Raw genomic sequence first — 12,604 nt, forward strand, 5'->3', positions numbered from 1 at the left:
CCCTTCAAAGGGGCAGCATACATGCCTCTGGCTACCTTCGCGCTCTTACACCGACCACCGCTCATGAAAATACGCGGTGTTCTTGCCCGCCTGCTTGGCGCGATACATGGCGGCATCAGCACGCTTCATCAACGTTTGCTCGTCGGCCCCATCATGGGGGAATAACGCCACGCCAATACTGACCGAAATCAAACACGTTTGCCCTTGTAAAGCGAAAGGCTCTTGTATAGCGGTCACCAGCTGTTCGGTAATTCGTGTCACAGGCTCTCGCTGGGTGATGTTTCTCAATAAAATAACGAATTCATCGCCCCCCAGCCGAGCAACGACATCATGTTCGCGCACGGAAGCCAGCAGCCTCTTAGCAACCAGCCGTAGCAACTTATCTCCCGCTTCATGGCCTTGGGTATCGTTGACGCTCTTGAAGCGGTCCAAATCCAAGAACAGCAAGGCAAAGCCTTCTTCTGACTCACGATGCTGCCCAATCGCTTGGTCCACCACATAGCTCAGGTAAGCTCGATTAGGTAGCTGGGTCAGGGTATCGTGAAACGCAAGGTGCTCGATATGGCGGGCGTGGCGCAGCCGTTCATCCATCACTCGCTGACGCTCTCGCTGCAACTGATGGCTAAGCCGCGCCAAGAGCCCAAGAAACATCAGGGCGGCGACACTCACAAACAGCGCACGCAACCAGTAGCGACGCGCCATCGGGTAAGCACTCGCCAACTGCTCCTCCACCGAGATACCTACCACGATGGACAGAGGAAAACGAAACAGCGGCCGGACCAAGGTCATTCTCTCGACCTCCATCCAATGCGTGAGGAAGGGCGTATCGTCGCTATTCATAATCTCGTCATAGGACGGCAACGCCATGATGGTGCGAGAGGTTAGCTGGGAGCCACTTCGGGCAATACGCGTGACGTTCCCAGCATCCACTAACGCGAGTAACCCGCGCTCCCCCAGTGACCCCGCATCATACCCACTGACGAAGTAGTCAGCACTGACGGTTAACGTCACCCACTCAGGGACGTTACTCTCATTGCTAAGCTTTCTAGCAAATAGCAGCTGTTGGCGCCCCGCCGCCGAAAACGCCTCGACCACTAACTCGGTTACATCTGGCAGCGTGGGAAAAGTGTCGCCCTGTGTGGCTAGCTCCCAAGGGCTCGTGCTCTCTTTTACCCTTCCTTGTCCATCAACGATGCTCACTGAAAAAATCAACCCGGGTGGCAGCAAGTTCCTCTCAGAAAGCGTGGTCAAGATATCTGAACGCTGCTGGGTAGCGACGAAATCGACGAGTTTCAAGGTGGCATCGATCTCTCGCAGCGATCTCAACACCCTAGCTTCGTAGGTATCTGCTATATCGCCGATCGAATGCTCGATTTGACGCCTGATCGCCGCTTGCTCACGACTGACCAAATAGTGGGTACTGCTTACGATGATCAGCACGATCAAAAGGCCGACCGTACCAAAAAGCACCAATGGTTCGGCTAATCGATCGCGCCACGAATGTACCCTATGCTGCGCGTCCAGGCGCAGCGATGGTCCTTTGAGGTTACTCAATCGTCACCACCCGCAACCGATCATCCAAATAACGGGCATCAATGTAGCCAAGGGCGCCGGGGTCGCGAGCGAGCCTCTCTACCACGGCCTGGCTATCGGCAAGCGTTTGAGGCGGCTGGCCTCGACCAGTAAAAATCAACCTCGCCCAATGGGCGCGCAACTGTGCCGGTGTCTTTTCGATGTAGCGACGATAAAACTCGTCTCGCTCACGTGACCGTTCGGATTGGTCGATAGGCGTTATCGCCGCCCCCCCTTGAAGCCGCGTTCGGCTGTCCAAATAAAGGTCTTTCAGCTCTTGACGCTGGATCCGAGTCAGTCCTGTCTCTGCAGATACCACCACGACCAAGTCAGCAACGCCTGCACAGGGAAGCAAGCCGAGCAGTAAACAACAGCATGCTTGAGATAGTCGCTTTGCCATTGTCACGCTCCTTAAAACACAAAGTCGAGCGCGAGGCTAAACAGATTTATATTGCCCCCTGGCTGGAAATTGGGCTGCTGATTGATCAGCCCGCCAGGGGAACCGGAGCGAAAATCGATATGGTCATATTGTGCCGTTAGCGCCATCCCCGGGCGAAAATCCCAACGCAAACCAAGGGTGCTGCTGTCTTGTGATAGCCCAGACGACAGCACGGCATTCAGCGTGCTGTTGAGCACCACGGCCGCCTCAGAAAAGGGAGAGGGATAAAATCCAGGGGTCAGTCCGGGCTCGGATCGATTGCTCAGAACACGGGCACGTCCGAGTGCCGCATAGGGGGTCCATTGGCCAATACGATAGCCCGCCGTCAAGTGAGCGTTTTCACTACTGCCCAGGAGAGTCGACGAAGAAAACTTGGCCCACTCCCCCTCCACAAACCATGAACCGGGGTCGTAGTTGACGCCAAAGCTCAAAATGCGGATGGGTTTGCCATCGACTTCATAACGCTCGGCCAAGGTCTCTCCCGGAGGCCCAAAAAGCCGGTAAACATCGAAGAACTGGGTCAACTCATCGGCTTGTACACTGAGCTCGCCATAGCTGGCAAAAAGTGTCGTATTGCCCCACCGCGTATGCTGAGAAAGGCCCCACGAGTCGGAAGAGTCGATATCTCCTGTCTCATACTCCACGCTACCGCCACCATAGCTCAGACGCACATCGTTGATCGCCTCACCCAAATAGTAGCGATAGCGAAGATCGATTCCATCGAAATTGGCGACGGGAACGAGACGATAAATCTCAGCAGGCGGTCTGATCCAAGGGGTAGCAAAACTCACTTTGCGGTACTCGGAATTCATGAAGCTTCCTTGCACCATGCGACCTACGCGAAAGCTTAACGACGGCGTCGCGTCATACTGAAGATAGGCCCACTCGATATCCGGCGAGTAGGAGCCATCGAAGCGTTTTTCGCTGACCACCTGAACGGTCGCGGAGAGGGAAGACGTCGCGGCAAGCGTCGTTTGAAGCCCCAATCGGCTATCAACTTCAGCACTCCACTCCCCGCTGAAACCCGCACCCGAGGAGGCGAACGGATCGGCCACGAAATCGGCATCAGTAATATCTGAATGCACGACACCTATCGTGCCGAACCCATTCAGGCTAACGCTGGGCAGTGACGTGTCGGCCGATATAACGCCGCTGTAAACCGCAAGGGAAATGGCGCACGACCTGACAAACTGCCTTAGCATGCCGATTACCTGCTGGATAAATGGTTAACTGCCAAGCATTTAATCGGCCAGACTAGACTAAGTCAAACGCCATTGAACCAATCGGTCCTGACAACAGTTAAAAGAGCCTCCTTGACAAGCTAAACGGAACGTCAACGCTAGCTTGCGGACTCCATGATCTCGATGGGCGCACGACGGGCAATCAAACGTCGCCGGCCGGCTTGGACAAAGCGAACGTCGATGACGGGGTCGGAGGGGTTGCCTTCGACGGCGGCCACTTCACCTTCGCCAAACACCGCATGTAGCAGCCGTTGACCAGGGTAGAAATGGCTGTGTACACGATAACCAGCCACGGTTTCGTTCACCTGAGGTGCCGCCAGGGCAATATCCTCGCGCCCGATCTTTTTCAAGTAGCGCTCGACCAAGCTTGGTGCATTCACCGCTACCGGGTCACTCGGTGGCTGGGCGTGTGCAAGATGCTCGGCAATGCGCATACCGTCTTGCCAGGCACTTTCAGCAATGAAGCGGCTTGGCTTGTGGACACCGCCATCGTGCAGAACGAGCAACTGCTCTTTGGCACGAGTAATGGCGACGTAAAATAGCCTTCGCTCCTCTTCCAATCGCTCGTCGCTCAGGGGGTTATCGTGACTGTAGTAAGGAAAGTCTTCTTCGTTGACCCCGGCCACCGCCACCAAAGGCCATTCGAGGCCTTTGGCACCGTGCACCGTACTGATCAATACGCCACCCGCCTGATTCTCCACGGGGCGCTCGAGCAGTTCGATGAACGCATCGGGGTCTTGTACACTCTCGGCCTGCTCGATCAGTACATCTAGCAGTCGTACGTCCTCCTCCCCCTTGTCGCGTCTCGCAGCGGCACGCTTCAACGTCTTTTCTGCATCGATAACCTCGACCACGTGACTGAGCAGTTTTGCCGGTGGCCAAGCACTCAGCCTCGGCAACTCACACAGCAATTCCCAGCGTTTTTTGAGGGTGCGCCGCTGAAGCGGTTTCAATGCGGCCAGCACGGGTTCATGGCGCTCCGGCCACTGCTGAGTACTCGCAAGCTGGTAGGCCAGGCGCTGCAAGCGCTCTCTGGCAACGAACGGGGTTGGCTGAGCTAATAACAGCAGCAACTGCTCGGGATCCTGTAACAGCTCTGGGCGCCTGGAGAGCTTCAGATAGCCCGCCAATGCCTGCACCAAAGGCAAGCGAAACACAAAGCGGTCTTCTCGCAACATTCGAAAGGGAATACCCGCCTGAAGCAGTGCGAGCTGGAACGGCACCGACAGTGCCCAACTGCGCACGAGCAGGCTGGCATCGCTCAGAGCGCGCCCTTGCGATTGCCAATCGATCAGCGCATCCAGCAAAAAACGGCTGCCTTGACCTGCGTTGATGCGGGTCGCCGGGTTGCGAGCCCCTGCCAAGCAGAGCTGATCAGGCCGTCGGCGGTTGGCCATGATGGCGTGATTGGCCGTGAGCGCCAGCGCGTGCCCATGACGAAAGGTCATTGAGAGCGGATAGTCGGTGGCGTCACCAAACGTCGCGGTAAAGTTTTCCAGCATCGTATCAGGGCGTGCCCCCCGCCACTCGTATATGCACTGGTTGGCATCGCCCACCGCCATAACGCTCGCAGTGGAACCGGCCAGCACGGCGAGCAGTCGTTGCTGAACCGTATTGATGTCCTGATACTCATCGACGATCACGTGATCCAAAAACCCCTCGACGCGCTGGCGAAGTGCGTCATCGGCTTCCAGGGCCTCTACGGGACGGTAGAGCAGATCCGCATAGCTCATCACTCCTTCCGCCTCCAAAAGGCGTTCGGCCTCGGCGAAGGCAGCAGGAAAGTAATCGGTGTCAGGCTCGAACTGAAGCCGCTCGTAGAGGGTCTCGGCAGATAGCATTTCCGCCTTTACCAACCCGCAAAAATGCGCCAGTGCTTCCAGGCGGTCGCCCTCTAGCGCAGCGTCACGGCGCTCCATTTGGTCGGCCAGCACGTTCAAACTAGCCTGACGCAGCAAGCGCTCCATCTGCCACTCGGCAGAGAGTAACCGTCTAGGGGCCAGCGCCCCCCAACGGCACAAGCTTTGCGTCAGACGATGCCCCAGAGAGTGAAACGTGCGCACATCGGGCAGCGGTTGCCCATCTGGGGCCATGGTGGCCAGGCGCCGCTGGAAATCCTCTTTAGCAGAACGATTGAACATCAGCACCAGCATTCGCTTGGGAGCAACGCCGCTCGATAGCAGATGAAGTACTCGAGCGGCCATGGTCGTGGTCTTACCCGCTCCCGCCACGGCGGCAACACGAGCATGCCCTTCGCCATGGTGAACCACTGCTTGCTGTTCGGCCGTTAGCTTCACGGCGCCTCACTTGGCAAGCTATCGCTCCATTGACCAAGTGGATGCCAGCTTCCTGCACTATGGAGTCGGCAAACCGTTTGTCCACTTGCCGCTTCTTCGACGCGGGCTTGCTCCACTAAGCGATAGAACACGTTGCGGTGCAGCCGAGCTGCCAAGCCAAAGCGAATGGCACACTCGGGCGCTAAATCACCTTCAGGCGTCATCGACAGCGATAAGGGATGATCAGCGTCCAGGCGCACCACATCCTCGAACTGGGTGGTCAGCCACCAGGCGTCGTCGCGAAAATCGGCCTCGACGATCACTAATGGACGATCCTCGACGCTGACGCGCCAGCGCTCAGCGGGGGTCACCAGGCAATACCCTTCCGCATCCCGCCGCAAAAGACTGGCAAGCACCTTGGCAATCGCCGGGCGTGCGAAAGGCTTGCCTTCATGCAGCCAAGTGCCATCCGCCTGGATGCGTATGTCGATATCGCCCGTGAGCTCGGGCTGCCAAGTATCGACAGGGGGAATGGTCGCCGAGCCGCCGGATTGCTGAAGTAGCCGATCAATGTTCATTGCCATGCTCCCCAAAAGATAGCGCGTTACACTACCAGCCCAGATCGTGCCAGCGCCTCTTTCACATGGGCAGGCGCATCGGGCGCGGCAGCCCGGAAAAGATGGTAGAAGTTCACCGTCGTCTGCATCGCAACTTCATCGACGCTGATGCCTCGTTCACGGGCAATACACTCAGCCACCTCGACGACCCACGCGGGCTCGTTGGGCTTTCCGCGATGGGGAACGGGTGCCAAATAGGGGCTGTCGGTTTCGATGAGCAGCCTATCCAGTGGAAGCTGGCGTGCCAGGGTACGCAGTGACGCAGCGTTACGGAAGGTGATAATACCGGAAAGCGAAATGTAAAAACCCAGCCGCACGGCTTCCCGGGCCATCTCCAGATCTTCGGTGAAGCAGTGAATCACCCCCCCCACCTGAGGATTGCTGTGCTCCCGCAGCAGCGCCAACGTATCGTCTTTCGCCTCACGGGTATGAATGATCACCGGTAGTTCTAATTCGCTTGCGGCCATTAGGTGCTGTTTGAAGCGCTCATGCTGGACGCTTAGCGGTACGCTCTCCTGGTAGTGATAATCCAGCCCGGTCTCGCCAATGGCCACCGCGCCATACTGCTCGGCAGCTTCGACGATCTCGTCCACGCTGGGTTCGTGCGCCGTCTGATGCAGCGGGTGCAGACCGGCGGAGATCGCAACGTCAGGGTGCTCTCTGGCAATGGCGGCCAGCCCAGGCAGCTCCTCCAGCGTCGTCGAAATCGCGAGAAACTGGCTAACGTTCGCTTGACGCGCAGCGGCCAGGGTGGCTGCTACGTCGCCACCGTGGGTATGTTCCGATAAACGATCGAGATGGCAGTGAGAGTCGACAAACATGCAGGGCTCTTTGAGTGTATAGAAAAATCGCTGAATTAAAGCGTAAATGAAGGGGGCGCTTTATCGAGCTGGCCCGCCAACAGCGTCTCGATACGGTCGCGAACGGAGTAATCCTGCTGGCTGAAGTGAACGCCGATGCCCGGCATACGCCGACCGCTCACGCCTTCGGGAGATATCCAAATCACCTGTCCTGTCACCGAAAGACGCTCACTCTCCCCTGGCAGGGTCAGCAGCAGCATGACCGACTGCCCCAGGCTGTAGAGTGTTTTCGTCGGTACGAAAATCCCACCTCGGTCCAAAAAGGGCATGTAGGCGGACAGCAGCGTTGGTACATCCGGTATCGTCAAAGAGAGCGCTTTTTGGGCAGCCATCACGACCTCGTTACAACCAGTGGTTAGGAGCGTAGCAGCGCAGACCAGCGAACTAGCCACGCTTCCAAAACGAGTTGGGGATTTGGGTTGGCCCCTACGGCGAACAAGCGGCGCTGCTCTCGGGCATAATCCAGCAGCCGGAACCAGTCTTGAACGCGACCGTTTTTTACCGCCTGTCGGTAGAGTGGCACCAAATCAGGATTGTGCAACACACTCTGCTCGCCGGAAAGCCCCAGACGAATCAAGTCCTCAAGCCAAGCGATACCGTACCATAAGATGGCATCGATCGCCTGGCGGTCCAACCTTGCTGCCTCGGATACCGGCTCTGCCCCGCGCACTAACTGCTCGAAACAGTCGTGAATTTGATGCCTCAGGGCACGCTCGTCGGGAGCGGCAAGCTCCACTGCCAAGAGCGGTAAACCACCGGAGACACGCCACCAAAAGTGCGCCTCATCACCTCCCAGATGCTGCGTCAGCCAGCCTTTACATGCCTCGAACGCTACGCTGGCCAGTGGCCACTGCTGACAGCGTGAGCGAATGGTCGGCAACGTGCGAGACGGCACGTCCGAGAGCAGGATAAAGAGCGTTTTGTCGCCAGGCTCTTCCAAGCTTTTTAACAGCGCATTGGCCGCGGCAACGTTCATCGCTTCCGCCGGGGAAATGACAATGACGCGATAACCGCCCTGCTGCGCCGTTTGCGACACGAACCGATTCACATCGCGAATAGGGTCGATACGAATTTGACGCTTCCCCTCCTCCGGCGACACCCGCAGCAAGTCAGGGTGATAGCCTGACGCCAGCATGGCACAGCTATGACACTGCCCGCAGGCCTGCTCGCTTGGCGCTGCACACAACGCTCTGGCGATCAGCGCCTCCGCTAACTGCTGTTTGCCGACGCCGTGAGCACCGCTGATCAGCAGCGCATGGGGCAAACGTCCGCTATCGGCCAGACGCACCAACTGCTGCCAGGTCGAGTGGTGCCAGGGCAAGACGCCGGTTACTGCCATTGCGCAACCCGCTCTTCCAGCACACGACCCAGCACCATTTGAACGTCTTGCAGCGGCTGGGCCGCGTCAATGAGAGCAAAACGCTCCGGAGCAGATGCAGCTCTCTCAAGGTAAGCCTGGCGAACGTCCATGAAAAATTCGACACGCTCTTGCTCGAACCGGTCACGCTGCGTATTGAGATCGCGTAAACGCCCCTCTAGCCGCACTCTGGCAGCGTCAGGCGGCATATCGAGCAAAAGCGTCAAATCAGGAGAAAGCCCTTTCTGAACGAATGCTTCTAGCTGAGCAATTCGGTACGTATCGATACCTCGCCCACCGCCCTGATAGGCAAAGGTCGCATCGGTAAAACGGTCACAGACCACCCATGCGCCGCGCGCCAGGGCTGGCAGAATTTTCTCCGCCAAATGCTGTGCACGGGCGGCAAAGACGAGCAACAACTCCGCATCGACACTGAGCGGCTCGTTGGGCGCAGGGTCTAGCAACAGCTCGCGAATGGCCTCCGCGCGCGACGTGCCTCCCGGCTCCCGCGTGCGCACCACATCGATTCCACGCGATGTCAGCCACGCTTCGACGAACGCCACGTTGGTCGACTTACCGACCCCTTCACCGCCTTCCAGCGTGATGAAGCGCCCACGCTTACTCATTGCTGCCCCTTACTCAATTGATACGCCATCTTGGTCGATGGCAGCGATTTAACGATTACGAATATAGCGGTTGACGGCATTATTGTGCTCACGCAGGGTACGTGAAAAATGGTGGGTGCCATCTCCCCGCGACACAAAGTAGAGTGTTTCACCAGGTAGCGGATTCACCGCAGCTTCCAACGAGGCACGCCCTGGCATGGCGATGGGTGTCGGCGGCATACCATCGATCACGTACGTGTTGTAGGGAGTCGCTTCCCTCAGGTCGGCACGGGTAATCCGCCCTTCGTAGCGCTCGCCCATTCCATAAATGACCGTAGGGTCCGTTTGAAGACGCATGCCGCGCTCCATACGCCGCTTGAAAACGCCGGCAATTTCCCGACGCTCTTCCGGCGCTCCGGTTTCGCGTTCGATTAACGAGGCCATGATGAGTGCTTCGTAAGGAGACCCGATAGTGAGATCCTCATCCCGCTCTGCCCAGACCTCTTCCAAAATACGCTCCATCCGCTGCAGGGACTGACGCAAGATATCCACATCGCTCATGCCCAAATGGTAGCGATAGGTATCGGGAAAGAACCAACCTTCTGGATGAGCTCCCTCACGCCCCAAAAGCGTCATGATCGCTTCGTCACTCATGCCAGTCGTGCGATGCTCGAGCTTGGGGGCCGTATCGAGCAACGTGCGCATCTGGCGAAACGTCCAACCTTCCGGTACGGTCAACGAATATGTCACCACGTTATTGCTGCCCAATAACGCAATGACATCCAGTCCGCTCATCCCGGGCATCAGCCGATATTCCCCCACCCGCAGTTGCGGCACCTGCTCTGGGTCGATACGAGCCAGCAGTTGATACGCCCAGACGTCTTTCAATACACCTTGAGAAGCCAGGTCACGTACGACTTGATGAAATCCAGCACCCGCAGGCACTTGGTAAAGCATGGGTTCCTCAACGACAATGGGTGCCGCAAGGCGCTGCTGCCAATAGGCATAGCCACCTAGCACGGCGGCAATCGCCAGCACTACCAATACCGCTAAGACGGCAAATAACCGTTTCACGTTGATACCTCGATCAAGTTATGGGGTTGCCTACGATAGAAATGTACCTGGATAACCGAGCAGCCGATGCGCCGCGACTTGCAGCGGATCCGCCTTGAAGCGCGGCCACGCCGCTAGTCGACTGCCGTGGGCATCGCGTAGCTCACGCACGGGCCAAACCCCTTGAACTGAATTACCGACCCAAAGCCGTTCCACGCTTGACAACGCTGCAGCGGACAACCGGCTTTCGTGGATGAGGCCCTCAGACAGCAAGGCAGCACGCAGGGTGCCCTCTACACCGCAACGATCAATGTAGGGCGTATACAAACGCCCTTCTGACGACCAGAACAGGTTCATACTGGTGGCCTCCACGACATTACTCGCTTGATCGGTCAGCAACCCTTCGGCGATGTCAGGCTCTTGCCACTCCTGACGCGCCAGCACGTTCTCTAGCCGATTGAGATGTTTGATCCCGGCCAGAAGCGGTTGATGCCCCAAACGCAGTTGACACATACGAACGCATACGCCCTCACGCCAGTGCGTTTCGTTTGTCGTAAAGGGCGTACGCCGAGTCATCAGCCGGGGCGCTACCTGGTTAGGAATCGCGTAGCCACGACCACCACTCCCACGGGTCAAAATGAGCTTGAGAACCTCGAGAGCGGCCCTAGGGGGGGCTTGCCACGCCTGAGACAGCTGCCGAGCAGACGGCAATGGAATATTCAAACGTTGGCAGCCCTTTGCCAACCGGGCGTGATGGTACTCCCACAGCACGGGCTGCCCATCACGTAGCAAGACGGTTTCGAATAGACCATCGCCATACGCCAGCCCGCGGTCATCGAAAGGCACCTGGGGCATCGGCATCAAGGCTTATACCTTTTTGAACAACAGCGAGCCGTTCGTGCCACCAAAACCAAACGAGTTCGACAGCGTTACATCGATACGCATGTCACGAGCGGTATGGGGGACGTAGTCGAGATTGCAGCCCTCCTGAGGGTTGTCCAGGTTGATGGTGGGCGGCGCAACCTGATCACGAATGGCCAGAATGCTGAAAACGGCTTCAACGGCGCCAGCAGCTCCCAGCAAGTGACCAATCATCGACTTGGTGGAGCTTACGGCCACGTGCTGAGCCGCATGACCCAACACTTTCTCGATCGCACGGCTCTCCGCCAAATCACCAGCCGCCGTCGACGTACCGTGAGCATTGATATAATGCACGGCCGATGGATCGATGGCGGCATCTTTGATCGCATTACTCATAGAGAGCGCCGCGCCACGGCCGTCCTCTGGAGGTGCCGTCATATGATAGGCATCATCACTCATTCCAAAGCCTGCAAGCTCCGCATAAATGTGGGCTCCACGTGCTTTGGCATGCTCGTACTCTTCTAACACCAACACGCCCGCACCATCCGAGAGCACGAAGCCATCGCGCTCGGCATCCCAAGGACGGCTTGCCGCTTCAGGGTCGTCATTGCGTGTGGAAAGCGCACGCGCCGCCGAGAAACCGCCCAAACCCAGCGGCGTCGTGGCCATTTCCGCACCGCCACAAATCATCACGTCTGCATCGCCGTAGGCGATGGTACGTGCGCTGTAGCCAATATTATGCGTACCGGTGGTGCATGCCGTCGTAATGGCAATATTCGGCCCTTTGAAGCCGTGCTGGATCGCCATGTTGCCCGAGATCATATTGATGATGGACCCCGGCACAAAGAATGGCGACACGCGGCGCGCGCCGCCTTTATTGAGCGCATTGTGGTTATGTTCAATCATTGGCAAGCCGCCGATGCCTGAACCGATAGCCACACCGATGCGCTCGGCGTTCTCGTCGTTACACTCTATGCCTGAATCCTGGATGGCCTGCGCACCGGCCGCCATGCCGTACTGAATGAACAGATCCATCTTGCGTGCATCTTTGGGGTTCAAGTAGGGGCTGATATCGAAATTCTTTACCGAACCGCCAAAGCGTGTATTGAAGCCACTGGTATCGAAGTGCTCGATAGGCGCAATGCCACTTTTCCCTGCGACGATATTGGCCCACGACTCGTCTACGCTATTGCCCACTGGGGTCACCAGGCCTAACCCAGTTACCACTACCCTTCTTCGCGCCATCAGCTTTCCTCCAGGCATCCATGGTGACACGACCCATCTGGGTCATTTGCTGCAGAAATTTGGTGACTAGTATAACGGAGTTTGAACGTTATATTCATTGAGAGCGTAAAGCAAAAAAGCCGTCCCCTATCAGGACGGCTTTTTTAATACGGGCGGGAGACACCCCACCCTGGCTCTTCGCGATGATCGCGCCCTTACTGGTGGGCGTTTACGTAGTCGATCGCTTCTTGAACCGTGGTGATTTTTTCGGCTTCTTCGTCAGGAATTTCAGTATCGAATTCCTCTTCCAATGCCATCACCAGCTCAACGGTGTCCAGAGAGTCGGCACCCAGGTCTTCAGTGAAAGAAGAGCTGTTCTGGATGTCTTCTTCTTTAACGTTCAGGCGCTCTGCCACTACTTTTTTTACGCGCTCTTCAATAGTACTCATCAACGTACTCCAGTCGTTCACATTAGCCGTTATAGATAACCAGCTATTTG

Annotated in this window: 13 protein-coding genes; all 13 read right to left on the minus strand. The window is 57.4% G+C overall.

The features are described 5' to 3' along the window. Positions 1 to 45: 45 nt before the first annotated feature. Positions 46 to 1,554: a GGDEF domain-containing protein gene (locus tag FRH_RS16710; RefSeq protein WP_239283948.1), complete on the minus strand. Its 1,509-nt coding sequence runs from the start codon at positions 1,552 to 1,554 to the stop codon at positions 46 to 48. Next, a complete protein-coding gene (locus FRH_RS16715; RefSeq protein ID WP_139527236.1) occupies positions 1,547 to 1,972 on the minus strand; it encodes a phosphate ABC transporter substrate-binding protein in 426 nt (141 codons plus the stop codon). The genes FRH_RS16710 and FRH_RS16715 overlap by 8 nt, the downstream gene beginning before the upstream one ends. Before the next feature lie 11 nt (positions 1,973 to 1,983). Next, complete coding sequence (locus FRH_RS16720) at positions 1,984 to 3,096, minus strand: porin (protein WP_281997289.1); 1,113 nt, start codon at positions 3,094 to 3,096, stop codon at positions 1,984 to 1,986. A 254-nt stretch (positions 3,097 to 3,350) separates the two neighbouring features. After that, positions 3,351 to 5,549, minus strand: a complete 2,199-nt coding sequence (locus FRH_RS16725) for an ATP-dependent helicase (RefSeq protein WP_281997290.1) — start codon at positions 5,547 to 5,549, stop codon at positions 3,351 to 3,353. Beyond that, positions 5,546 to 6,106 (minus strand): DUF1285 domain-containing protein, encoded by a 561-nt coding sequence (locus FRH_RS16730; RefSeq protein WP_281997291.1) that lies wholly within the window; start codon positions 6,104 to 6,106, stop codon positions 5,546 to 5,548. Before FRH_RS16730 ends, FRH_RS16725 begins: the two co-directional genes overlap by 4 nt. A gap of 26 nt (positions 6,107 to 6,132) precedes the next feature. Next, positions 6,133 to 6,966, minus strand: a complete 834-nt coding sequence (locus FRH_RS16735; protein WP_281997292.1) for a TatD family hydrolase — start codon at positions 6,964 to 6,966, stop codon at positions 6,133 to 6,135. Between the two features lie 35 nt (positions 6,967 to 7,001). Next, a complete protein-coding gene (locus FRH_RS16740) occupies positions 7,002 to 7,337 on the minus strand; it encodes a PilZ domain-containing protein (RefSeq protein ID WP_139527231.1) in 336 nt (111 codons plus the stop codon). A gap of 23 nt (positions 7,338 to 7,360) precedes the next feature. After that, on the minus strand, positions 7,361 to 8,344 hold the full coding sequence (locus FRH_RS16745; RefSeq protein WP_153842901.1) for a DNA polymerase III subunit delta': 984 nt from the start codon (positions 8,342 to 8,344) through the stop codon (positions 7,361 to 7,363). Beyond that, positions 8,335 to 8,988 (minus strand): dTMP kinase, encoded by a 654-nt coding sequence (gene tmk / locus FRH_RS16750; protein WP_139527229.1) that lies wholly within the window; start codon positions 8,986 to 8,988, stop codon positions 8,335 to 8,337. The genes FRH_RS16745 and tmk overlap by 10 nt, the downstream gene beginning before the upstream one ends. 48 nt (positions 8,989 to 9,036) lie before the next feature. Then, positions 9,037 to 10,041 carry an endolytic transglycosylase MltG gene (gene mltG, locus FRH_RS16755; RefSeq protein ID WP_239295638.1) on the minus strand — a complete coding sequence of 335 codons (1,005 nt, stop codon included), beginning with the start codon at positions 10,039 to 10,041 and terminating at the stop codon, positions 9,037 to 9,039. Between the two features lie 30 nt (positions 10,042 to 10,071). Beyond that, positions 10,072 to 10,881 carry an aminodeoxychorismate lyase gene (gene pabC / locus FRH_RS16760; protein WP_139527227.1) on the minus strand — a complete coding sequence of 270 codons (810 nt, stop codon included), beginning with the start codon at positions 10,879 to 10,881 and terminating at the stop codon, positions 10,072 to 10,074. Positions 10,882 to 10,887: 6 nt separating this feature from the next. Next, a complete protein-coding gene (fabF, locus tag FRH_RS16765) occupies positions 10,888 to 12,126 on the minus strand; it encodes a beta-ketoacyl-ACP synthase II (RefSeq protein ID WP_139527226.1) in 1,239 nt (412 codons plus the stop codon). A 194-nt stretch (positions 12,127 to 12,320) separates the two neighbouring features. Then, positions 12,321 to 12,554, minus strand: a complete 234-nt coding sequence (gene acpP, locus FRH_RS16770) for an acyl carrier protein (protein ID WP_008956801.1) — start codon at positions 12,552 to 12,554, stop codon at positions 12,321 to 12,323. Positions 12,555 to 12,604 lie beyond the last annotated feature (50 nt).

The organism is Halomonas sp. A020, assembly GCF_027943625.1.
Taxonomy (GTDB): domain Bacteria; phylum Pseudomonadota; class Gammaproteobacteria; order Pseudomonadales; family Halomonadaceae; genus Vreelandella; species Vreelandella piezotolerans.

Excerpts from the sequence above, each read along its gene's own strand:
- FRH_RS16735 (WP_281997292.1), bottom strand. The coding sequence starts at position 6,966 with ATGTTTGTCGACTCTCACTGCCATCTCGATCGTTTATCGGAACATACC.
- fabF (WP_139527226.1), bottom strand. The coding sequence starts at position 12,126 with ATGGCGCGAAGAAGGGTAGTGGTAACTGGGTTAGGCCTGGTGACCCCA.
- tmk (WP_139527229.1), bottom strand. The coding sequence starts at position 8,988 with ATGAGTAAGCGTGGGCGCTTCATCACGCTGGAAGGCGGTGAAGGGGTC.
- FRH_RS16740 (WP_139527231.1), bottom strand. The coding sequence starts at position 7,337 with ATGGCTGCCCAAAAAGCGCTCTCTTTGACGATACCGGATGTACCAACG.
- FRH_RS16745 (WP_153842901.1), bottom strand. The coding sequence starts at position 8,344 with ATGGCAGTAACCGGCGTCTTGCCCTGGCACCACTCGACCTGGCAGCAG.
- acpP (WP_008956801.1), bottom strand. The coding sequence starts at position 12,554 with ATGAGTACTATTGAAGAGCGCGTAAAAAAAGTAGTGGCAGAGCGCCTG.
- pabC (WP_139527227.1), bottom strand. The coding sequence starts at position 10,881 with ATGCCGATGCCCCAGGTGCCTTTCGATGACCGCGGGCTGGCGTATGGC.
- FRH_RS16730 (WP_281997291.1), bottom strand. The coding sequence starts at position 6,106 with ATGAACATTGATCGGCTACTTCAGCAATCCGGCGGCTCGGCGACCATT.
- FRH_RS16715 (WP_139527236.1), bottom strand. The coding sequence starts at position 1,972 with ATGGCAAAGCGACTATCTCAAGCATGCTGTTGTTTACTGCTCGGCTTG.